This window comes from Nocardia sp. CWNU-33, assembly GCF_046764895.1.
Taxonomy (GTDB): domain Bacteria; phylum Actinomycetota; class Actinomycetes; order Mycobacteriales; family Mycobacteriaceae; genus Nocardia.
In genome coordinates, this window is record NZ_JBKOQN010000004.1 from 213,767 (window position 1) to 233,706 (window position 19,940).

The window sequence follows — 19,940 nt, forward strand, 5'->3', positions numbered from 1 at the left end:
CATCCGGAATCGGGTGCGGCCGCTTGCGTTCGGGGGAGAGCGTGGTTCCTCTATCCGAGGAGGCCGGGCGCAATGCCTCGGCCGGGTGCGTCAGCTGTGGTAGGGCTCCGCGCTGACCAGCGTCACCTTCATGGTGTTGCCGTTGGGCAGCGTGTACTCACGGGTCTCGCCGACCTTGGCGTCGATCAACGCGCCGCCGAGCGGCGAGGCGGGCGAGTAGGTCTCCAGTTTGGAGTCGTTCAGACCCTCTTCGCGGGTCGCGATCAGGAAGGTCTCGGTGTCGGACTCGTCGCCGTCGTAGTAGACCTTGACGACCGAGCCCGGGAGCGCGACGCCTGCCTTCGTCGGTGCGACGCCGACCTTGGCATTGTTCAGCAGTTCCTGCAGCTGGCGGATGCGCGCCTCCTGCTGGCCCTGCTCCTCACGAGCGGCGTGGTATCCACCGTTCTCCTTGAGGTCGCCCTCTTCGCGGCGTTCATTGATCTCGGCAGCGATGACGGGACGATTGGCAATGAGCGCGTCGAGCTCACCCTTGAGCCTGTCGTGCGACTCCGGGGTCAGCCAAGTCACTTGCGTCTCAGTCATCTCGATCACTCCCTAGTAGTTGTTCCCGGCAGGCCGGGATTCCCTGATAACCGCTGCAGTGCCCACAGGGGGCGGGCACGCACCAGCCGACGGCTAGTGCCATCCTGGGGAAGTTCTTCGAACCCCGACAGGCCTCTGCTCCGGGCAAATACGAAAATCCGGAACCGACAGCGCTGGCCGCCAATGCAGCAAACACGGCTCCGAGCCCCGGAACCGTGTATCAGTCCATTTTAGCATGAATCATAAACATGCAGGTCGGAGTTTGTTTTGCCGTGGCTGGGGTATAGATCAGCCGTTCGAAGATAGTCAGCCCGCGCGAAGGTACTCAGGGACCTGATCACTGCAGGCGTAGATGCTGCCCGCTGAGGCACGCGAAGATGACCGCACGGTCGTGGACAGCTCGATCGTGCCGCTGTCGGACGGCTCCACCAGGACTTCGCGGCGGCCGACCTCGGTGCCGTCCTTGTCCATGGCCCGCACGAAACACACCACCGGCTGCTGCGGATCGTTGCGGGTGATCTTCATCCGGACGGTCAGCGTCGAGTCGTCCACAACGACGTAGCCGAGCTGCTCGGCCTCGATGTCCTCGGGGCCGTATTTCTGCCATCCGAGGTAGGCGACACCCAACCCGAGCAGCACGACGACCCCGCCCAGAACCGGTGGAATCCAGCGCGGTCTGCGGCGCGGCGCGGTGCCGTAGCGGTCGGCGCGCCGTTCGATGGCCGCATCACCGGCGGATTCCGGCGCAGGCTCGGTCATGAGTGGTCGCTCCCGGGGGGTACGTCGGAACAAAAGTCTGTCGAATGGAACTATAGGGAACGAAGCCCAAGCACCCGCGAGCGAGAGCGATGAGGTGAACGAGACGTGAGTGGCCTTCGCCTCATGGCGGTCCATGCCCACCCTGACGACGAATCGAGCAAGGGTGCCGCGACGACCGCACGCTATGCCGACGAAGGAAACGAGGTCCTCGTCGTCACGCTGACCGGCGGCGAACGCGGCAGTATCCTCAATCCCGCGATGGACATCCCCGGCGTGCTCGACCGGATCGAGGAGGTCAGGCGCGAGGAGATGGCCGCGGCGGCCGCCGCGCTCGGGGTGCGTCAGACCTGGCTGGGATTCGTCGATTCGGGTCTGCCCGAGGGCGATCCGCTGCCGCCGCTGCCGGAGGGCTGCTTCGCGCTCGTTCCGCTGGAAGAAGCCACCGAGGCGCTGGTTCGGGTGGTGCGGGAGTTCCGGCCGCATGTGATGACGACCTACGACGAGACCGGCGGCTACCCGCATCCGGATCACATCCGGTGCCACGACGTCTCGATAGCCGCGTTCGAGGCCGCGGGTGACCCGGAGCGGTTCCCCGATGCCGGCGAGCCGTGGACGCCGCTGAAACTGTACTACGACCACGGGTTCAGCCTGCAGCGGATGGAGGCGTTCGCCGCGGAGTTCGAGCGGATCGGCGAACCGTTCCCGATGCAGGAGTGGCTGGATCGGATTCGTAAGTACGCCGTCGAGCGCGGTGATGTGATGTCGCGGGTCACCACGCAGATCGAATGCGCCAAATACTTCCCACAGCGTGACGACGCCTTGCGTGCACACGCCACCCAGATCGACCCGAACGGTGCTTTCTTCGCGATTCCGCTGGAGATGCAGCAACGGGTGTGGCCCACCGAGGAATTCGAGCTGGCCAAGACGAAGGTGCGCACCGCGATCCCCGAGAACGACCTGTTCGCAGGCATCGAGGATCTGTGATGCTCGCCCTGCTCGCGCAGTCTCCTGGCACCCCGACCGGGCCAGAGTTCGGTAAGGCGTCGCCGCTCGGGCTGGTCATCATCCTGATCCTGCTCGCAGGCACGGTGCTGCTGGTGCGTTCGATGAACCGGCATTTGAAGAATCTGCCCCCGACCTTCGAGCCGGAGCATCCCGAGCCGGATCAGGAGGCCGACGAGGGCACCGAGCCCGGTATCACCCGGCGGGTGTCCGAGGATGCCACCGAGATCGCCGAGCCCGACGGCAAGGCCGACAAAACCTGAGGCTTCCGCCTGTCACAACGGCCGTCCGCACCGAGCGGGCGGCCGTTGTGAACATTCGCAGGTCCTACCTCGTCATTGAAGTAGTCGCGGCACGAGCCACCACACCCGAGCGGTGCATCCGGTGTGGATCGGCGGCCTGAAGGTAATGGCATGACGATCACGGTTGACTCCCAAGCCGCTTCGACTCCCACCGGCTCGAATCGAATCACCGCTCTCCTGAGCTCTGTAGCGGGCGAAACGCTTGCCTCGCGTGCGCGTTTCGCCGTTTTCACCGTCTCGACGGGCGCTGTCCTCACCGAATCGGTGGTCGGCTCCTACTGGGATCTGGCCCGAATCCCTTACGTTGTGGATACTTTCGCCGATCTGCAGTATCCGATGTACTTCGCCACCATCCTCGGCGTCTCCAAGCTCGCCGCGGTCGGAGCCACGCTGGTTCCCGGCTTTCCGCGGCTCGAGGAATGGGCATACGCGGGGCTGGTCTTCGTCTACGCCGGCGCGGCCGCATCGCACTTCGCGGTCGGCGACCCGGCCCCGAAGTGGATCTCTCCGTTGGTGTTCGCGGGACCGACCTTCGTGTCATGGGCGTTGCGCGCACCAGCGCAGCGCGATCCGAAGCCACTGCCGGAGGCGCTGCGCTTCAGGGCGATGATCGGCGGGCAGGTCCCGTCGGCTGACCGAGATATCGCGGGGTACCCGGCCTCGGCGATTCGAATTCGGTCGCGGCGATGGGGTTTTCGACGCGCCCGTCTGTGCTGGTCGCGGTTTGGATGTCGGCCCGGTGTGCTACTCATTCAAGCGAACCCCGCCGACCGAAGGAAGACGATGGATTCTGTGATCGACCAGATCGACCGCGCCCTGGACATGACGGGGGCGATCGTCGCCACGGTGGACGACGACCGGCTCGTCGCGCCGACCCCGTGCCAGGATTGGGATGTGCGCGAGGTGCTGAATCATGTCGTCGGCGGCATACACCTGTTCGCCGCCGCGCTGAGCGGTACGGATGCGGGCGCCGAGCACGAAGACGACTGGCTCGGCATCGATCCACAGGGCGCTTACGCCGCGGCCGCGGAGGTGGATCGTGCCGCATGGCATCGCCCGGACGCACTGACGGGGACGGTGCACCTCTCGCTGGGTGACCTGCCGGGCCGGGCCGCGGCGACGGTCCACCTCACCGAACTGGTGGTGCACGGCGTCGACCTCGCGCTCGGCGTGCATCGGCCGGATCTCGCGGACGACGAGTTGTGCGCCGAATTGCTCGCCACCATGCAGGCGATGGGCGGCATCGACGGCTTCCGCAAGCCGGGGATGTTCGACAACGAGGTCGCCGTAGCCGCCGACGCACCCGCCCATCGACGGCTACTCGGCTACGTCGGCCGGACGTGGTGAGCACACCGCGGTAGCCCCGGTCAGTCGCCGACGCGGCGAACCGGGTGGCGCAGGATGGTTTTGGTGGTCGCGCCTGCCGACTTGCGTGGATCGGAGAGGTAGATCTCGTGATGGAGGCCGTTCATCGCCAGCCCTTCCGCGGTCATGAACGCCTCCATGCGGGCCAGGGTCTCGGGTTCGGACGCATAGGGGCCGACGTGCATCACCTGGATCGCCTCGCCCTCGGTCAGTGCCTCGAAGTTCGCACCGGTCACCATGTCCGCGGTGACGACCTCGGGCATGCGGATCAGCAACTTCCAGTGCCACTGCTCGCGCGGCACCGACAGCGGCGGCTCGTCCGATTCCACCCACCACTGGCCCTCCAGTTTTGGTACCACGAAATCCTGGGCCGCGGCCTTGGCGAGCTTCTTGGCGCCGTAGGCGGCGCGATACAACGCCGCGACGGCGTCGCTGTATGCCGGGCCCGCGGGTGCGCCGCAACCAGTGACCGTCACGTAGTTGTAGGCGTCGAACGTGCGCAGAGCTGGATCTCGTGACGCGTCGTAGTAGTGCTTGTCGGTCTTGGCCAGATCGATCTTCACCAGCGGGTCCTCCTGTCGAATTGCCTGTTGGTGGCCAGCGTGGACCCTCCAACGACGGGAGAGTCAAGACGCGGGTTCGGCGCGTCGTTCGAATGGTGCGGGCGGGTTGCCGCGTTGCCGAGCCCACCGTGAATGCTGGCTGTCGTGGACGAGTTCTTCCGGAAGGTCGGTGTACGAGGCTGGGTGCACGCCAGGTGTTTCGACTGCGGCGGTGCGGTGGGCCTCGGCGCCGACGAGCCGGTGGTGCTGGCGTCGGTGGTCAAGGTGCCGTTGGTGTTGGAGTTCGCCCGCCAGGTCGCCGCGGGGCAGTTGGACCCGGCCGATCGGGTGCGTGCTGCCGCACGGGACCGGCTCGGCGGCGTCGGCACGGCGGGATGCGTGGACGATGTCGAGTTGAGTTTGCGCGATGCCGCGTTCTTCGCCCTCGCGCTCAGCGACAACACCGCGGCCGATCTGCTGTTCGATCGGATCGGCCTCGACAATGTGCGCTCGCTCGTGCGCGAGCTCGGACTCACCGGCACTCGGATCGTCGGGTCGCCACGGCACATCGTGCAGACCATGGCCGAGGACATCGGAGCCCGCGACCCGATCGACTTCGCCGCACGGTTTCCCGCGCTGAGTGCCGCCGAGGTCCTCGGCACCCGCGCCCTGGATCCGCTTCGGACCACCGCGAGCACGCCGCGCGAAATGACCGAGCTGCTCACGCTCATCGGCGTGGATCGGGCAGGCACCGCCGAGACCTGCCGATGGGTGCGCGATCTCATGCGTCAACAGGTCAACTGGCACCGCCTCGCCGCGGCGTTTCCGCCCGAGGTGCGACTCTGGGCCAAGACCGGCACACTGCCCGGCGTTCGCAATGAGATCGGCGTCGTCGAATATCCCGGCGGAAGTCGCTACGCCGTGGCGGTTTTCACCAGGGCCGACACCCTCGAACAACGGTTGCCCGAGGTGGACCGTGCGATCGGCGCGGCGGCGAAGCACGCGATCGAAAACATTGTTCACGGCCTGCCGTACACCACATTCCATGGACGCTGCGGTATTTCCTGAACAGGTGCGGGGCGGGAAGCTCCGTCACCCTGCACCACATTCGCGACCAGCTCGGCGAGCTCACGCACCAGCGGATGCGGTGCCGTAGCGGGCCATGCCAGCGACAGTCGCCAGCTCAATGTTCCTTCCGGCAAGGGGCGCCAGACCACCCGCGGTTCCTTTTGCGCGACCATGCCCTGGTCGAAGGCCACGCCGCGGCCGGACAGCACCATGCCGAGTACGAACTCGGGATTGCGGGCGTGCTGCACCGACGTCGGCCGGAAACCGTGGTCCCAGCAGGTGCGCAGCGTCGCGTCGTACAGCCCGGGCGCCGCGGCTCTCGGAAAGATCACCAGTCCATGCCCGGCCAGGTCGGCGAGGGTGAGCGAGGAACGCACGGCCAGCGGTGAATCCCGCGGCAAAACCACGCCCAGCGGCGTGTCCACCGCTGGTCCCGTTTCCAGGCCGATCATGTCGACCGGATGCTGCAACAGACCGGCGTCGAGTTGCCGGTCGGCCAGCAATCGGACCTGCTCGGCGGTGGACAGCTCCTGCAGGTCGACCCGGATGTCACGGCTCTCGAATGCGGTCAGCACCGCGGCAAGCACCCGCCCGGCCAGCTCGGGCGGCACCCCGACGCGTAAGGCGTCGATCTCGCCCCGATGCGCTTTGCCGACGAGCGCTGTCGTCCGCTCCCAGCGCGCGAGCAGATCGCGGGACTCGGCGAGCAGAATCTGCCCGGCCTCGGTGAGCGCTACCCGGCGACTGTCGCGATCGAACAGTCGCGCACCGAGGTCGGCCTCGAGTTTGCGGATCCGCTGACTCAGCGGTGGCTGGGCGATGCCGAGGCGCTCCGCCGCGCGTCCGAAATGCAGTTCTTCGGCGACGGCGATGAAATACCGCAGTTGGCGCAGGGGATCCACGCTGCGACGATATCGGTTTCGATATCGGTATTGCGATCAGCTCGCTCGCAAGGGGCGGCACACTCCCCGGAGCGAACGAGTTCGTCAGCGTCGAGGCCGCGGCGACCAACGTGAACGCGCCACGGCTGCCTAGAGCGTGTCTCCTATACGCGAACTGGGGGCATCTGACCGATAGGGCCGGGAGTTGTTGTCTGGCAGCATGGCTGGAATTCACCGGTGCACTCTGAGGAGTCGGTTCCGATCGTGGCCGAGCGATTGTGCGGCCTTCATCCCGATGATGACCGGCCTCCCGGGTTCGTTGCGAATTGAGAGATTCGGTCTGGATCGGTCCAGACTGCTGAGTAGGTATGGTCCCGCTCATCCTCCGCGATCGGGCGATTGGGCGAAATCACCGTCCGTGAGCACACGGTGAGGCTTTGGTGAGAGCGGTCGGCGAACGTCTGTGTCAAGGAAACAAACCCGAGCACAGGAGTTCCAATGTCTCAGATCGGTAAGTCCGCCCTCGTCACCGGCGCTTCTCGCGGAATCGGCCGCGCCATCGCCCTGCGGTTGGCGGCGAACGGCGCGGTGGTCGCGGTGCACTACGGACACGACGACGAAGCGGCAGCGAAGACCGTCGCGGAAATCGGCGCGGCGGGTGGGCAGGCGTTCGCCATCCGCGCCGACCTGAGCACGCCCGCCGGAATCGACGTGCTGTTCGCCGAGCTGACGAAGAGCCTGCCGGACGGACGGCTGGACATTCTGGTGAACAATGCGGGCGGCGGCGGTGGCAACGGCTCGATCGAGCAACTGACCCCGGCGGCGGTGGACAGCCTCTTCGCAGTGAATGTAGCCGCGCCGCTGTTCATTTCGCAGCAGGCGATGCCGCTGCTGCGCGATGGCGGTCGCATTGTCAATATCTCCTCGTGCGCACCGCGGGTGGCGGCCCCGTCACAGGTGGCTTACGCCATGAGCAAGGGGGCGATCGATGTGCTCACCAAAACCCTCGCGGTACAGCTCGGTCCGCGCGGTATCACCGTGAACGCGGTGGCCGCCGGTGCGACCGAGACCGAGGGGATGGCCGCCTTCCTCGATGGCAATCCGCAGGTGCGGGCCAGCATCAGTGCCATGACCGCGCTGGGACGGGTGGGGCAGCCCGCAGATATCGCCGATGTGGTGGCCTTCCTCGCCTCCGAGGATGCCCGCTGGATCACCGCCAATGTGGTCGATGTGAGCGGCGGCACCGCCATCAGCCCGGCCATCGGTGCCCAGTAGCCGTCCAACCGGTAGCTAGGAGAATGCGCGGGCATACTGTGAACCGTGCAGTTCGGAATCCTCGGTCCCATCGAAGTCCGCCTCGCCGACGGGAGTCCGATCGCGGTCGGCGGCCCGCAGGTGCGAGCGCTGGTGGCGCTGCTGGCGCTCGACGCCGGCCGCGTCGTGTCGCGAGATCGGTTGATCGATGGTCTCTACGGGGAGCTGCCACCGGCCAATGCCGGGCATGCCCTGCAGGCGCAGGTGTCGCGGCTGCGTGGTGCACTGCGCAGAGCGGGCCGCACCGAGGAGATCATCGAGTCCTCGGCTGCCGGGTATCGATTGGCGGTAGCGCCGCGCGACGTCGATGCGCATCGGTTCGTCCAACTCACTCAGGACGGTCGAAAGGCCGTGCACGACAAGGATTTCGCCACCGCTGCCGTGTTGCTGGACGAGGCCGCGCGGCTGTGGCGCGGCCCGGCCCTTGCCGATGTGGCGGATGCGCCCTTCGCCGCGGTGCAGACTGTTCGCCTCACCGAGGCGCGGCTCGCGGCTCTGGAGGATCGCGCGGAGGCGGCGGTGGCGCTGGGCGATCACCGGGCAGCGCTGGCCACCCTGCCCGAAATGGTTGCGGCGCACCCGCTTCGAGAGCGGGCACGGGCCTTGCTGATGCGGGCCCTGTACGGGGCGGGGCGGCAGGGGGAGGCACTGGCGCTGTTCGAGGAGGGGCGGGAGCTGCTCGCCGAGGAACTGGGTGCCGACCCCTCGGCGGAATTGGCGCAGGCGCATCTGGCGATCCTGCGTGCGGATGCCGCACCCGAACGCGCGGTCCGGCGGCTGCCCACGCCGTTCACCGGATTCTTCGGGCGCGATGCGGAATTGGCGCGGGTAGCGCTGCTGCTCGCGCAGTCCCGGCTGGTGACGCTGACCGGTCCGGGCGGGACCGGCAAGACGCGGTTGGCCTTGGAAGCGGGCGCTCGCACCGAGGGGCCGGTGTGCTTCGTGGATCTGGCCCCGCTGGTGGATGGGGCGCAGGTGGTCCAGGCGGTGGCCGCGGCGTTGGGTGGGCGCGAGAGCGCCGGGCACACCCCGGGGGAGCCCCGCGATATCGAGAGCCGCGTACGCGCGATGCTCGCCGAACGACCGCAGCTGATCATTCTCGACAATTGCGAGCACCTGATTCTCGACACCGCACGCCTGCTGCACCGGCTGCTGCTGGACTGCCCTGGTTTGCGCGTGCTGGCCACTAGCCGAGAACCCTTGCGGATCACCGGCGAAACCGTTTTCCCGGTCGGGCAACTACCCGTCGCCGCGGCCGATGCCGCATTGGCCGAGCAGCTCGAGTGCGCCGGCGTCCGGTTGTTCGCCGATCGCGCCGCCGCCGCGCGACCCGGATTTGCCGTGGATGCCGCGACGATCGGCGTCGTCCGGCGCGTTTGCGCCCGCCTCGACGGATTGCCGCTGGCCCTCGAACTCGCCGCCGCCCGGCTGCGCACTCTCGATCTCGGCGAGATCGACGCGCGCCTCGGCGACCGCTTCCGGCTGCTCGCCCGCGGTGACCGTACCGTCGAGCCCCGCCATCGCACCTTGCAGGCGGTGGTCGAGTGGAGCTGGGAATTCCTGGCCCCGGCCGAACGGCTACTGGCCCAACGGTTCTCGGTCTTCGCGGGCGGAGCCACCGCGCGAACCGCGCGCGATGTCTGCGATATCGACGATGCCGATGAACTGCTCGACGATCTGGCCGACAAATCGCTGGTGGAGGTGACCGGCGGCCGCTATCGAATGCTGGAGACCATTCGCGAGTTCGCGCGGCGGCAGGCGATCGACTCGGGCGAGCATGAGCGGCTGCTCGACGCGCACGCTCGGTATTTCACCGACCTCGCCGAGCGAGCCGACCCGCTGCTGCGCGGGGCCGACCAGCTGGATTGGCTGGCCCGGCTGGCCGCCGATGACGGCAATCTGCAAGCGGCGCTGCACTGGGCGGTGCGTACCGATCCGCCGCTGGCGCAACGGCTCATCGCTGCCCAGGCGTGGTACTGGTGGTTGAACGGTCGGCCCGGCGACGCGGTCGAAATAGCCGAACATCTACTGCCCCAACTTGATTCAACGTCCGTCGAGGAGTACGCGCTGTGCGCGGCAGTGGCGGCGCGGGCCGGCGGCGAGTCGCGAGCGGCGATCGAACGCGCGGCTGCGGCGGTATCGGAATCCCGAACCCCTTTGCGGCGACCGCATCTGGTGTTTCTGCTCGCCATCGCGGGCGGTATGGCAACCGTCGATCCGGATCGTTCGCGACTGCTCTTCGGGCCTGACTCGTGGTCGCAGGCTTTCCTCCGATTGGGTGATGGGCTGCGCCTGCTCATGTCCGGGCGCATTCTCGACTCCGAGGCTGAATTCCACGGTGCCCTAGACGGTTTCCGCATAACCGGCGACCGCTGGGCGATCGCCACGGCGCTGGACAAACTCGCGGCGGTTGCCGACTGGCGCGGCGATCGACCGGCCGCCTTGGCCTTGATCGATGAGGCCGTGGAGCGCTACACCGAGCTGGGCACCGTCGACGACACCGCCGATCTGCTCAACCGCCGTGGTGACATCTTGGCCGGCAGCGACCCCGCCGCCGCCCGCGCCGCCTACGAACGCGCCGCCGAACTGTCCGGCTCGGTGGGCGCGACAGATATGCACGCCAATGCGATTCGCGGGCTCGGCGATCTGGACCGCGCCGGCGGAAACCTGTCGAGCGCTCGCGAGCGATACACCGCGGCCCTGAACCTGGCATCCGAAGGCCCGGTGGGCGCGACCGAGGCCCGGGCCCGCGCGCTCATCGGTCTGGGCTGGGTCGCCGTCACCGAAGGCGACCTGGAGGCGGGACGCGCCACACATCGCAGGGCCTTCGAACTCGCACACCGCCACCATCTGCGACCGGTGGCGGCCACGGCCGTCGAGGGCTTGGCCGGAGTGGCCGCCACGTGCGGCGATGTGGAGCGTGCGGCCCAACTGCTCGGTGCCGCCGAAACGTTGCGCGGTCTGTGCTCCGAAGGCGCTGGTGAGGTCGCCCGCATCACCGTCGAAACCCGCTCCGAACTGGGCGAATCCGGATTCCTCGCGGCCTACCGCAAGGGCCGCGGATACCCCGTCGAGGAGGTGGCCGCACTGGTCGGTGAGTGACGGTGAGCCGATGGTCAGGGCACGGTGAGCGACCCCCGCGAAGCTACTTTCCATGACCGAGACACAGCAGTTCACCAACAAGACCGTCCTCATCTCCGGCGCGAGCATCGCCGGTCCGGCCCTCGCCTACTGGCTGACCCGCTACGGCTTCACCGTCACCATCGTCGAGCAGTCGCAGACGCTGCGCGAGGGCGGCTACAAGGTCGATATCCGCGGTGTGGCAATGGATGTCGTCGAGCGCATGGGCCTCATGCCGCAGCTGCGCCAAGCCTCCACCGATATGCGCGGCGGCGCTTGGGTCGACGCGTCCGGCAAGGCCCTCGCCACGCTGGGCCCCGAGCTGATCGGCCTGCGCTCGCCCGGCGATGACGAGGTGCTGCGCGGCGACCTTGCCCGCATCCTCTTCGATGCCACCAAGGGCGATGTCGAGTACCTGTTCGGCGATTCGATCACGAATATGACCCAGCACGCCGACGGTGTCACCATCGGCTTCCACAATGCCGCCCCGCGCGTCTTCGACCTGGTCATCGGTGCCGACGGCATGCATTCGGCCGTGCGTCGCATTGCTTTCGGTCCCGAGGAGCAGTTCGCCCGCCACACCGGCATGGCGGTCTGCGCGTTCTCGGTCCCCAACGACCTCGGCCTGGACCGCTGGGAACTGGTCCACCCAACCCCCGGCAAGGTCGTCCAGCTCTACAGTACCCAGCACACCACCGCCAAGGCCCAGTTCATTTTCCCGGCCCCCGACCAGCTCCCCGACCGCCGCGATATCGCCGCCCAACAGCGCCTCGTCATGGAAACCTTCGCCGACGCGGGCTGGGAAGCCCCGAACCTGTTGCGCGCCATGCCCGAATCCCCTGACTTCTACTTCGACACCGTCAGCCAGATCCACCTCGACCACTGGTGGGACAACCGCGTGGCCGTCGTCGGTGACGCCGCCTACTGCCCGTCCCCCCTGTCCGGCCAAGGCACCAGCATGGCCCTGGTCGGCGCATACGTCCTGGCCGGTGAACTACGTGCGGCCAGGGGCGACCACGACGCCGCCTTCCCCCGCTACCAGGAAGCCATGAGCGACTACATCTCCCGCAACCAAACCCTCGGCTGGTCCAACGCCACCCAGATGGTCGCCACCGACCGCCGCGCTATCCGCACCCAGACCACCATGCTCCGCATGCTCCGCCACATGCCCTGGAAGGGCCTGGCCCTGCGCCCCATCATCAAACCGATCGAGCGCGCCGCCAACGCCATCACCCTGGCGGACTATTGATCGTGCTCGGTCATGTCGGTACCCGGTACTTCACGCGATGTCTTTCCCCCACCCGCTGCGGTCACGATTTCCAGGGCAGCGCTCTGGCCGGCTTCAGCGTGGCTCACCAGTGTGCTGATCCGCCGTTCCTCGAGCGCTCGGCCGTACCGCATGTGCCCAACTGATCCGGTTAAGCAATGGTGCAGCAAATCAGGAAGGACCTAGGGCACTTGTCGGATAGCGCAGATGCGCCGCACTTCGTAGTCTCGGAGGCCACGCCGGGCGCAAGTCCGAAGACAAGACGGTCGACGCACCATCGACACCCGGCAACGAGTAAGCGATGTCACTTCGTTGGCGAGGATCTCGTGTCACACCGGCGGGCCCTATTTCGTCGACCAGTAGACAACCCAGCACGACAATGATGAATGAGGATTGAGAATGTCTATCGAGAACTTGCGCACCGCGGTCCGTGGCGGTGTGCTCCTGCCGGGCGACGCCGATTTCGATCAGGCGGCGCAGCCGTGGAACACCGCAGTCGCGCAGTCGGTGGCCGGCGTTGTCGAGGTGGCCGACGCACTCGATGTGGCAGCGGTGCTCGAGTACGCCCAACGGGCGGGTCGTGCCGTGGTGACGCAGCCGACCGGGCATGGTGCGACCGGCGATATCGACGGCGCGATCCTGGTCCGCACTGCGCGCTTCGACAGCATCGACATCGACGCCGAGCGGCGCGTGGCACGGGTCGGCAGTGGCGTGGCGTGGGGTCAGGTGCAGGCCGCGGCGGCCGGGCACGGGCTCACGGGGCTGGCCGGGAGCAACCCGGTCGTGGGTGTGACCGGATATACCCTGGGCGGCGGTTTCGGTTGGTTCGCCCGAAAGTATGGGTGGGCCGCGAACGCGGTACGCGCCGTCGAGATCGTCGATGCCTCCGGGCGGCCGCAGCGAGTCACCGCCGATTCCGATCCGGACCTGTTCTGGGCATTGCGCGGCGGCGGTGGCGACTTCGCGATCGTCACCGGTCTCGAGTTCGAGTTGTTCGCGCTGCCGCGGCTCTACGGCGGGCGGGTGATGTGGTCGGCCGACCGCACCCGCGAGATCTTCGACCTGTTCACCGAACTCACCACCGACGCGCCCGCCGAGCTGTCGGTGTGGTTGCAGCGCTACCAGATTCCAGGCGCCGCGCCGACCGTCGCCATCGACTTCGCCTACCTCGGTGATCCCGCCGAGGGACGCCATCTGACCAGCCAGCTCGACGCGATCGACGGCGTCATCGCCGACACCCGCGGCGAACTGAGCCCAGCCGAGATCGGCAAAATCACCGCCGAACCCACCGACCCCAGCCCGTCGCTCTCGCGTGGGGAACTGCTCACCGAACTTGACGACGCGGTGGTGAAGACGCTCATCGACGCACCCGTCGCGCCGCTGCTCAATGTGCAGATCCGTGGCCTGGGCGGCGCGCTCGCCCAGGACCGGCCGGACGGCGGTGCGCGCGGCGCGGTTACCGAACCCTACGCGCTGTACCTGCTCGGACTCGGGCTGCCGCAGCTGCTCGGTGATATCCGTGGCCGGTTCGAGGAGATCACCGACGCGCTCGGGACGCAAATCACCGGCACCAAGCCCTATACGTTCCTCGCTCCCGGTGAGTCCGCCGCCGCGGCGTTCGACCCGGACACGCTGGCGCGGTTGCGGGAGATCAAGCGAAACCGTGATCCGCACAACGTTATTCGCGCCAACTTCCCTGTTCTGGGCTGACACCGGGTCCGCGGCCGGCGTGGCCGCCGTTTTTGGCGGGCATGCGGTTCCCGCTGCTGTCCCGTATTTCTGCTGCTACTAGTGAGATTGAGAAGACCCGATGAGCTCTGTGCCCGATTCCGACGCCGGTTGGGGTGATCTGTTGACTCGTGACCGTCTCGGTGTGACGATCGTGCTCGCCGGCGGCACCGCCCTGTACGCCATCAGTAGCTATGTGACTGCGAGCCTGTTGCCGACGGCGATCGGCGAGATCGGTGGCGCGCGCTATTTGGCCTGGGCCACGACTGTTTTCGTGGTGGCCTCGATCGTGTCGTCGACGCTGGTGGGCGCGATGCTCGCCGCCCGCGGTCCGGTCGGGTCGTATCTGACCGGGTTCGGGTTGTTCTCGATCGGCACCGTGATCTGCACAGTGAGCCCGTCCATGTCGCTGCTACTGGTGGGCCGGGCGGTCCAGGGGTTGGGCGGTGGCCTGCTGATGGGGTTGGGGTACGCGGTGATTCACCAGGCGTATCCGGCCGCGCTGCGCGCCCGGGCGGCGGCGCTGGTGTCGGCGATGTGGGGTGTGGGGACGTTCGTCGGCCCGGCGCTGGGGGGTGTGTTCGCTCAGCTGGGGCCGTGGCGGCTGGCGTTCGCGTGCCTTGCGGTGTTGACGGTATCGGTCGGGGCGATCGTGCCGATTGCGCTGCGCGGCACCGGAAGATCCGGTCACGCGCAGCGGATTCCCGCGGTGTCGCTGACGCTGTTGATGGCGGCCGCTGCGCTGGTCAGCGTCGCCGGCGTGCTGCCACGCGGCGGCTGGACCGCGGCCGGTGTCGTGGCGGCGCTGCTGGTCGTGGCCGGATTCCTGGCCTGGGAGCGGCGCGCCGCGGTGACGGTGCTGCCGCGCCTGACCTTCGTGAAAAGGTCGCCGCTGCGCTGGATCTACCTGACCATGGTCGCGGTTGCGATTGGTATCAGCCTGGAAAACTTCGTGCCGCTCTTCGCCCAGGAATTGGGTGAGCTCGCCCCGCTGGCGGCCGGATTCGTCGGTGCGGCAGCATCATTGGGCTGGACGCTGGCACAGGTCCTCAGCGCGGGTGCGCAGCGGCCGAGCACCGTCGATCGCCTGCGGCTGGCGGGTCCCGTCGTGCTGACTGTCGGTCTGACGCTCAGCGCTCTCACACAGATCCGCCACGCGGGCCTGTCCACCCTGCTGGTGTGGGTGCTGTGCATGATGATCGCGGGTGCGGGCATCGGCCTGGCGTGGCCGCACTTGTCGGCGGCGGTCATGGCCAGCAGCCCCGATCCGGCCGAAGCGCAGCAGGCTGCCGCCGCGATCGGCACCGTGCAGCTGATCGCCACCGCCTTCGGCGCGGCCATCTCCGGCGTGTTGGTGAACCTCGGCGAACCCTCCCCGTTGCGCTCGGCCCGTTTCCTCGAGCTCGGTCTCGCCGCGATTGCCGCTCTGGGTGTGGCGGCCGCCCTGGCCGCGCACCGCGCCGCTGCCGGTACTTCATCGCAGCGGCAGCCTGCCCTCACCCAGTCATAACTCGTTACACCACAATCCCCCCGCGCCTCGGTTGGGGACGTGATCGTCGAGGTCCACGCGGTGCCATGTTCAGTCGAGGGGTGTCCACAGTCGATCGAGGGGCAGGACGTGCAACTTGTCTTCGTAGGTGTAGGACTTCTGGCCGAGGTTGATGACTGCGCCGCCGACGAAGGCGCTGCCCAGTTTGTTGCGGAGCCACCATGTGATGGCCCACGAGTCGAGACTTGGATGGGCGGGGCGCTAGGTAGTGTTCGTGCGTCGTGTGTCATCGGCCGCGCGGGGTGGTGTGCGGATCGTGTTGAGTGCTTGTCGGGTGTGGGAGGCTGGCAGGGTGAACCGATTGGTCAATGCGACATCGCCTTATCTGCGTCAGCACGCGGATAACCCGGTCGATTGGCGCGAGTGGGATGCCGAGGCTTTGGCGGAGGCGGCGGCGCGGGATGTGCCGATCCTGCTGTCGATCGAGTACGCGTCCTGCCACTGGTGCCATGTGATGGTTTAGGGTTACTAGTTGTATTTATGCAGGTAGTTGCAGATTTCTGTAGGGATCAGGGTGTCCACAGTCGGTCCAGCGGCAGTTCATGGAGCCGATCCTCGTAGGTGTAGGACCGTTGGCCGAGGTTCACGACCACGCCACCGACGAAGGTCGACCTGAGTTTGTCGCGTAGGAGACGCAGGCCCGCGAATCGTAGTCGGCGCGAGTGCTCTCGGAGGGCGTGGCGTGCCGACCACCAGGGCGATCCAGGTGTGGTCCCCGACCTCGGCTTCCGGGGCGGTGGCATAACGCAGGCCGCTGCCGGCGAGCTGGTCGAGGCTGTACTGCCGGTGCCGCCGATTCCCTGGCAGATCGGTCGTCGAATCGACTGCGGTCTGCAGCCCCCGCCTTCCTGCGTTGCGAGATCCGCGGCCGGTTCTGCATCAATGTCCATGCGTGGAAACGGTAGCCACCGAGTCGCGCCGGCCGGGTCTCGCCGGGGTGTCTCGAAACCTTGACCTGCTGCTCACTGCGCCGAAACGACACCTGACGTTAGTGGCCGGCCGTGCGGGGAGGATGCGTGCGGGCTTGTGGGTGGGTAGTGTCCTCAGTCCGGCGTCAGTAAACCCTTGAGGGCTCGGCGGATTACGATCTCGAATATGTCGCCCGGCGGGTCGGTGTCGTGGTGTGAGGTCGACAGTGCTGCCGCGAGATGCGGATGGCCGCCTTCCTCGGCGGTTTTGTGGAGGTAGGCCGCCTGGGCGGTACGACGCGACCGGTTGGCTGTCCGGTCGCCTACCTCGGCGCGAGCGAGCTGTTGGACGAGCGCGTTGAGCGCTGCGATTGCTTGCAGTTTGATCTGCCCGGGCAGATCGACAGTCGTCATCGCCTGCAGCGCGTACTCGAGGTATCGGATTCCGTGCGGTCCGACACGTAGCGGCTCGACGGGGATGTCGAGCAGCCACGAGTATTTCACGTGGACACTCTTTGCTCGGATCGCCAAGGCGGTGAGGTCGTCGATCACCGCGCCGCTCGGCGACATCTCGAGATCTATCTCACCGGCAGCGGTATCGACCATGAGGTCGAGCACGTCGTCACGACTCGACACGTAGCGGTACAGCGCTGACTGGCTCACGCCCAGCTTCTCCGCGATCCGGCGTGTGGAGACAGCGGCCAAACCGCCGTGGTCGGCCAGCTCGATCGCGGCAGCTGCGAGTTCGTCCCGGCTGTGCGACGGGGCCGGCCCGCGCCTGCCGTCGGTGCGTTCCCACACTGTGGGGTTCACTTTCCCGGACTGTGCCATTTGCCATCCCGTCTGGTCTCCGGTGCCGGTCGTGCCCTATCCTAAAACTGCGTTCAATGAACACTATTTAGGAGGTTCGAGATGTCACCCGTTGAAGCATGGGGACCGCGACGATGGGCCCGGAACGGGGCGGTGCGCCTCGCGTTCGATGAGTTCATGCCGGAGCTCGGTGGAGAACCGCTGCTGGTTGTCACCGGGTTGGGCGTCAACCGGTACTGGATTCCCGTGGGGTTCTGCGAGCAGCTGGCCGAGCACGGTTTCGCCGTGGCGCGATACGACCATCGCGACGGCGGCGAATCGACCCATCTGCCACCGACAGCGGGCCGGAACCCGATCACCGCACTGTTGGCGCGACGCGGTGAGGCCTACACCGCCGAAGACATGGCCGACGACGCGATAGCGGTGCTCGATGAACTGGGCTGGAGTTCGGCACATGTGCTCGGAGTATCCCTTGGCGGTGCGGTAGCACAGCGCGTCGCTCTGCGGCACCCCGATCGAGTACGTTCCCTCACCTCGGTGGCTGCCGTTCCAGGCGACGCCGCCGGACTGCGCACACTGCGCTACATCCGGTTGGGCACGCTCGCGAAGTTCGCTCGAGTGAAGTTCCCCGACACCCGGGAGGGCGCGGTCGATGCGGGTGTTGCGGTGGTGAAACTGTTGTCCTCCCCGAACCGCGAATTCGACGAGGCCGTCGTGCAAGCGAGGTTGGAACTCGACTCCTACAGTGGGGTTCACGACCAGGAGGCGCAGAGCCGGCAGATCGGGGCCCAATGGAGTGGTCCGGCTATCACCGAGATCGCCCGGCCCACCCTGGTCGTACACGGCGAAGACGACCCTTTGATCAAACCCAGCACTGCCCATGTCATCGCGTCGCGGATTCCCGGCTCTCGTTTGCTCCTGCTGCCCGAAGCCGGACACGAACTACCCGAGAACACGTGGAAACCACTCGCGGCCGCTATCCGCGAACTCGCTGACACGAATGCCTGACGAGCAACATCGCGAATCTCCCGCTCTCGCGGTCTCACCGCCATCCGGCTGCCGCGCATATCAACTTCGACGAGGAAGTACTGATGAAATTCGGCCGATCTGCATTCATTGCCGCGCTCGCGGCTACCAGCACCGTTTCGGTAGCAGCTACCGCACACGCACGCCCAAATCAACCCGAGCCGGTCGCGTCCTATCACGCGGCGGTGGTCGACCAGTCCGTGGTGACGACTTTGGACCACGGCACCTTCGCCCTCACGGGCACCGGCGGCTCGGTCGCCGTCCGCAACGCCGCGGGCGGGCTCCTCGACACGCTGCCGCTGACGTACTCCCTGGACGGCCGAATGCTCGGGCTACGCCATCAGATCTCCAGAGACGGCCGCACCCTGACCATCACGCCGGACACCACCGGTCTCGACCGCACTGCGCTGCGTCCGGTGGCGTCCCCGGTCGAGAACCAGCTCGCGATGAACGACCTCATCAATGCGGTGAGTATCAGCACCTCGCTCGGCACTCTCATCGGCACCGCTCTCGGCGCGATCGCCGGAATCGGCGTCGGTATCGCAATTTCCGGTGCCGCCTGCGTTGCGTTGAGCCTGGGCTGCGTCGTCGCCGTGCTGCCGATCATGAGCCTGGCTGCCGCGGCCGGCGGGATCACCGGCCTCATCATCGCCGGCGGACCCATCAGCACCGCAGCGGCGTTCGACTACCTCACCATTCTCAATGCGCCGCCAGGAACCAGCAAGTACGCCGAGCAGACCCAGGGCAAACCCGGTGGCGCTCCCCTGCCGGGCACACCGCAGTGAACACCGGACATCGCGGCGTACCGCGAACAGCCATCGCCGCTCTGGCAGCGGCTGGTGCCCTCACCGTGGCGGCGCTGCCCGCACACGCCCAGCCCCCGGTGCCGCCAACGCTGCAAACTACGGTGTCGGGCAACTCAGTGGTCACCCACCTCGACAGCGCCACCTTCGATCTGGCCCAAGACCAGCGCACGGTGCGCATCGTCGACGCGCACGGACAACTGCGGGGGACCCTGCCGCTGACGTTTCAGGTGAACGACCGCCCATTCACGATCGGCGAGCGGATCTCCGACGACCGACGCACCCTGACGCTGACCCCAGACCTCGCAGCGGTTCACCGAGCCGGGCTCGAACCGGTGGCCTCCCCGCTGGAGGAGCAGCTTGCGCTGAACCAGTTGTCCATCGATCTCGGCCGCGACCAGGGCATCGGCGGTCTTGCAGGCGCAGTGGTCGGTGCCGCCGTGGGTGCCGTGCTCGGGCTCGGTTCATGCTTGGTGGTCGGCCCGGCCTGTCTGGCCACCATCCCCGCAGCCATCGCGGCGTTCGCTGCCGGCGGCGGCGTCGCGGGGACACTGATCGGCGGTGGCGCCGCACTTGCCGACTCCGGGTGGAAATACCTCCTCACCCTGCAGGCACCACCCGGGCAAAGCCCCTACGCCGGCCAGGGCGGAGTGCTCGCCGAGGACGGAACCGGTATTCCCGACGCCAATCTCCGTCTACCGTCCGGATCGGCGAGCGGCCTGAAGAGCGGTTCCTCGAATGGCTCCGGCAGGTAGCTGTTGGTGGGCGGACCCATCATCGACACCGTGATCGCCGAACACTCGGCCGAGCCGAACATGCCAACAGAAACATCCCCGACAGCGAACTCTCGGTGGCCCACCGCGTGGCGCTCGAAACCCTGTCCGCGCTGGGAGCGGCCGGCGATCTACGAG

17 protein-coding genes and 1 pseudogene are annotated in these 19,940 nt (G+C 67.4%); 13 read left to right on the forward strand and 5 right to left on the reverse strand.

Annotated elements, in window-relative coordinates; all coding sequences use genetic code 11:
• Window positions 1–90: 90 nt before the first annotated feature.
• Both greA and ACLMAL_RS06900 read right to left on the reverse strand, forming a co-directional pair.
• Complete coding sequence (gene greA, locus ACLMAL_RS06895) at window positions 91–585, reverse strand: transcription elongation factor GreA (RefSeq protein WP_328405951.1); 495 nt, start codon at window positions 583–585, stop codon at window positions 91–93.
• A 306-nt stretch (window positions 586–891) separates the two neighbouring features.
• Window positions 892–1,344: a DUF4307 domain-containing protein gene (locus tag ACLMAL_RS06900; RefSeq protein ID WP_411998310.1), complete on the reverse strand. Its 453-nt coding sequence runs from the start codon at window positions 1,342–1,344 to the stop codon at window positions 892–894.
• 105 nt (window positions 1,345–1,449) lie between these two features.
• On the opposite strand from ACLMAL_RS06900, the gene mca reads away from it, so the two are divergent.
• From mca to ACLMAL_RS06915, 3 genes are all read left to right on the forward strand, one after another.
• On the forward strand, window positions 1,450–2,328 hold the full coding sequence (gene mca, locus ACLMAL_RS06905) for a mycothiol conjugate amidase Mca (protein WP_328405947.1): 879 nt from the start codon (window positions 1,450–1,452) through the stop codon (window positions 2,326–2,328).
• Window positions 2,328–2,609, forward strand: coding sequence for a hypothetical protein (locus ACLMAL_RS06910; RefSeq protein WP_328405945.1), 282 nt, complete (start codon window positions 2,328–2,330; stop codon window positions 2,607–2,609). The genes mca and ACLMAL_RS06910 overlap by 1 nt, the downstream gene beginning before the upstream one ends.
• A gap of 150 nt (window positions 2,610–2,759) precedes the next feature.
• Window positions 2,760–3,995, forward strand: coding sequence for a TIGR03086 family metal-binding protein (locus ACLMAL_RS06915; protein WP_411998311.1), 1,236 nt, complete (start codon window positions 2,760–2,762; stop codon window positions 3,993–3,995).
• Window positions 3,996–4,015: 20 nt separating this feature from the next.
• On the opposite strand, the gene ACLMAL_RS06920 is transcribed toward ACLMAL_RS06915, so the two are convergent.
• Entirely contained in the window at window positions 4,016–4,576 is a 561-nt protein-coding gene (locus tag ACLMAL_RS06920; protein WP_411998312.1) for a GyrI-like domain-containing protein, read from the reverse strand.
• 144 nt (window positions 4,577–4,720) lie between these two features.
• Between ACLMAL_RS06920 and ACLMAL_RS06925 the strand changes: the two genes are divergently transcribed.
• The gene (locus ACLMAL_RS06925; protein WP_411998313.1) at window positions 4,721–5,623 is read left to right on the forward strand and encodes a serine hydrolase; all 903 of its coding nucleotides are present in this window, start codon (window positions 4,721–4,723) and stop codon (window positions 5,621–5,623) included.
• Here ACLMAL_RS06925 and ACLMAL_RS06930 read toward each other — a convergent pair.
• On the reverse strand, window positions 5,575–6,525 hold the full coding sequence (locus tag ACLMAL_RS06930; RefSeq protein ID WP_411998314.1) for a LysR family transcriptional regulator: 951 nt from the start codon (window positions 6,523–6,525) through the stop codon (window positions 5,575–5,577). The two genes, ACLMAL_RS06925 and ACLMAL_RS06930, sit on opposite strands and share 49 nt — an antisense overlap.
• Before the next feature lie 477 nt (window positions 6,526–7,002).
• Here ACLMAL_RS06930 and ACLMAL_RS06935 point away from each other — a divergent pair, with 477 nt between their 5' ends.
• The 6 genes and pseudogenes from ACLMAL_RS06935 to ACLMAL_RS06960 all read left to right on the forward strand — a co-directional run.
• Entirely contained in the window at window positions 7,003–7,779 is a 777-nt protein-coding gene (locus ACLMAL_RS06935; RefSeq protein WP_411998315.1) for an SDR family NAD(P)-dependent oxidoreductase, read from the forward strand.
• Between the two features lie 45 nt (window positions 7,780–7,824).
• Complete coding sequence (locus ACLMAL_RS06940; RefSeq protein ID WP_411998316.1) at window positions 7,825–10,920, forward strand: BTAD domain-containing putative transcriptional regulator; 3,096 nt, start codon at window positions 7,825–7,827, stop codon at window positions 10,918–10,920.
• A 52-nt stretch (window positions 10,921–10,972) separates the two neighbouring features.
• Window positions 10,973–12,187: an FAD-dependent monooxygenase gene (locus tag ACLMAL_RS06945; protein WP_411998317.1), complete on the forward strand. Its 1,215-nt coding sequence runs from the start codon at window positions 10,973–10,975 to the stop codon at window positions 12,185–12,187.
• A 417-nt stretch (window positions 12,188–12,604) separates the two neighbouring features.
• Complete coding sequence (locus ACLMAL_RS06950; protein WP_411998319.1) at window positions 12,605–13,915, forward strand: FAD-binding oxidoreductase; 1,311 nt, start codon at window positions 12,605–12,607, stop codon at window positions 13,913–13,915.
• Between the two features lie 100 nt (window positions 13,916–14,015).
• Window positions 14,016–15,443 (forward strand): MFS transporter, encoded by a 1,428-nt coding sequence (locus ACLMAL_RS06955; RefSeq protein WP_411998320.1) that lies wholly within the window; start codon window positions 14,016–14,018, stop codon window positions 15,441–15,443.
• Between the two features lie 331 nt (window positions 15,444–15,774).
• A pseudogene (locus tag ACLMAL_RS06960) lies at window positions 15,775–15,939 on the forward strand (DUF255 domain-containing protein); the annotation flags it as partial.
• A gap of 586 nt (window positions 15,940–16,525) precedes the next feature.
• Here ACLMAL_RS06960 and ACLMAL_RS06965 read toward each other — a convergent pair.
• On the reverse strand, window positions 16,526–17,203 hold the full coding sequence (locus ACLMAL_RS06965) for a TetR/AcrR family transcriptional regulator (protein WP_411998321.1): 678 nt from the start codon (window positions 17,201–17,203) through the stop codon (window positions 16,526–16,528).
• A 99-nt stretch (window positions 17,204–17,302) separates the two neighbouring features.
• Here ACLMAL_RS06965 and ACLMAL_RS06970 point away from each other — a divergent pair, with 99 nt between their 5' ends.
• The 3 genes from ACLMAL_RS06970 to ACLMAL_RS06980 all read left to right on the forward strand — a co-directional run bounded on the left by ACLMAL_RS06970 (window position 17,303) and on the right by ACLMAL_RS06980 (window position 19,784).
• Window positions 17,303–18,208, forward strand: coding sequence for an alpha/beta hydrolase (locus ACLMAL_RS06970; protein WP_411998322.1), 906 nt, complete (start codon window positions 17,303–17,305; stop codon window positions 18,206–18,208).
• A gap of 83 nt (window positions 18,209–18,291) precedes the next feature.
• Window positions 18,292–19,011 carry a hypothetical protein gene (locus ACLMAL_RS06975; protein ID WP_411998323.1) on the forward strand — a complete coding sequence of 240 codons (720 nt, stop codon included), beginning with the start codon at window positions 18,292–18,294 and terminating at the stop codon, window positions 19,009–19,011.
• Window positions 19,008–19,784: a hypothetical protein gene (locus ACLMAL_RS06980; RefSeq protein WP_411998324.1), complete on the forward strand. Its 777-nt coding sequence runs from the start codon at window positions 19,008–19,010 to the stop codon at window positions 19,782–19,784. Before ACLMAL_RS06975 ends, ACLMAL_RS06980 begins: the two co-directional genes overlap by 4 nt.
• Window positions 19,785–19,940 lie beyond the last annotated feature (156 nt).

What these genes read in the sequence shown, in the direction of transcription:
- ACLMAL_RS06935 (WP_411998315.1), top strand. Translation starts at nt 7,003, where the DNA reads ATGTCTCAGATCGGTAAGTCCGCCCTCGTCACCGGCGCTTCTCGCGGA.
- ACLMAL_RS06945 (WP_411998317.1), top strand. Translation starts at nt 10,973, where the DNA reads ATGACCGAGACACAGCAGTTCACCAACAAGACCGTCCTCATCTCCGGC.
- ACLMAL_RS06915 (WP_411998311.1), top strand. Translation starts at nt 2,760, where the DNA reads ATGACGATCACGGTTGACTCCCAAGCCGCTTCGACTCCCACCGGCTCG.
- ACLMAL_RS06970 (WP_411998322.1), top strand. Translation starts at nt 17,303, where the DNA reads ATGTCACCCGTTGAAGCATGGGGACCGCGACGATGGGCCCGGAACGGG.
- ACLMAL_RS06910 (WP_328405945.1), top strand. Translation starts at nt 2,328, where the DNA reads ATGCTCGCCCTGCTCGCGCAGTCTCCTGGCACCCCGACCGGGCCAGAG.
- ACLMAL_RS06975 (WP_411998323.1), top strand. Translation starts at nt 18,292, where the DNA reads ATGAAATTCGGCCGATCTGCATTCATTGCCGCGCTCGCGGCTACCAGC.
- ACLMAL_RS06955 (WP_411998320.1), top strand. Translation starts at nt 14,016, where the DNA reads ATGAGCTCTGTGCCCGATTCCGACGCCGGTTGGGGTGATCTGTTGACT.
- greA (WP_328405951.1), bottom strand. Translation starts at nt 585, where the DNA reads ATGACTGAGACGCAAGTGACTTGGCTGACCCCGGAGTCGCACGACAGG.
- ACLMAL_RS06900 (WP_411998310.1), bottom strand. Translation starts at nt 1,344, where the DNA reads ATGACCGAGCCTGCGCCGGAATCCGCCGGTGATGCGGCCATCGAACGG.
- ACLMAL_RS06950 (WP_411998319.1), top strand. Translation starts at nt 12,605, where the DNA reads ATGTCTATCGAGAACTTGCGCACCGCGGTCCGTGGCGGTGTGCTCCTG.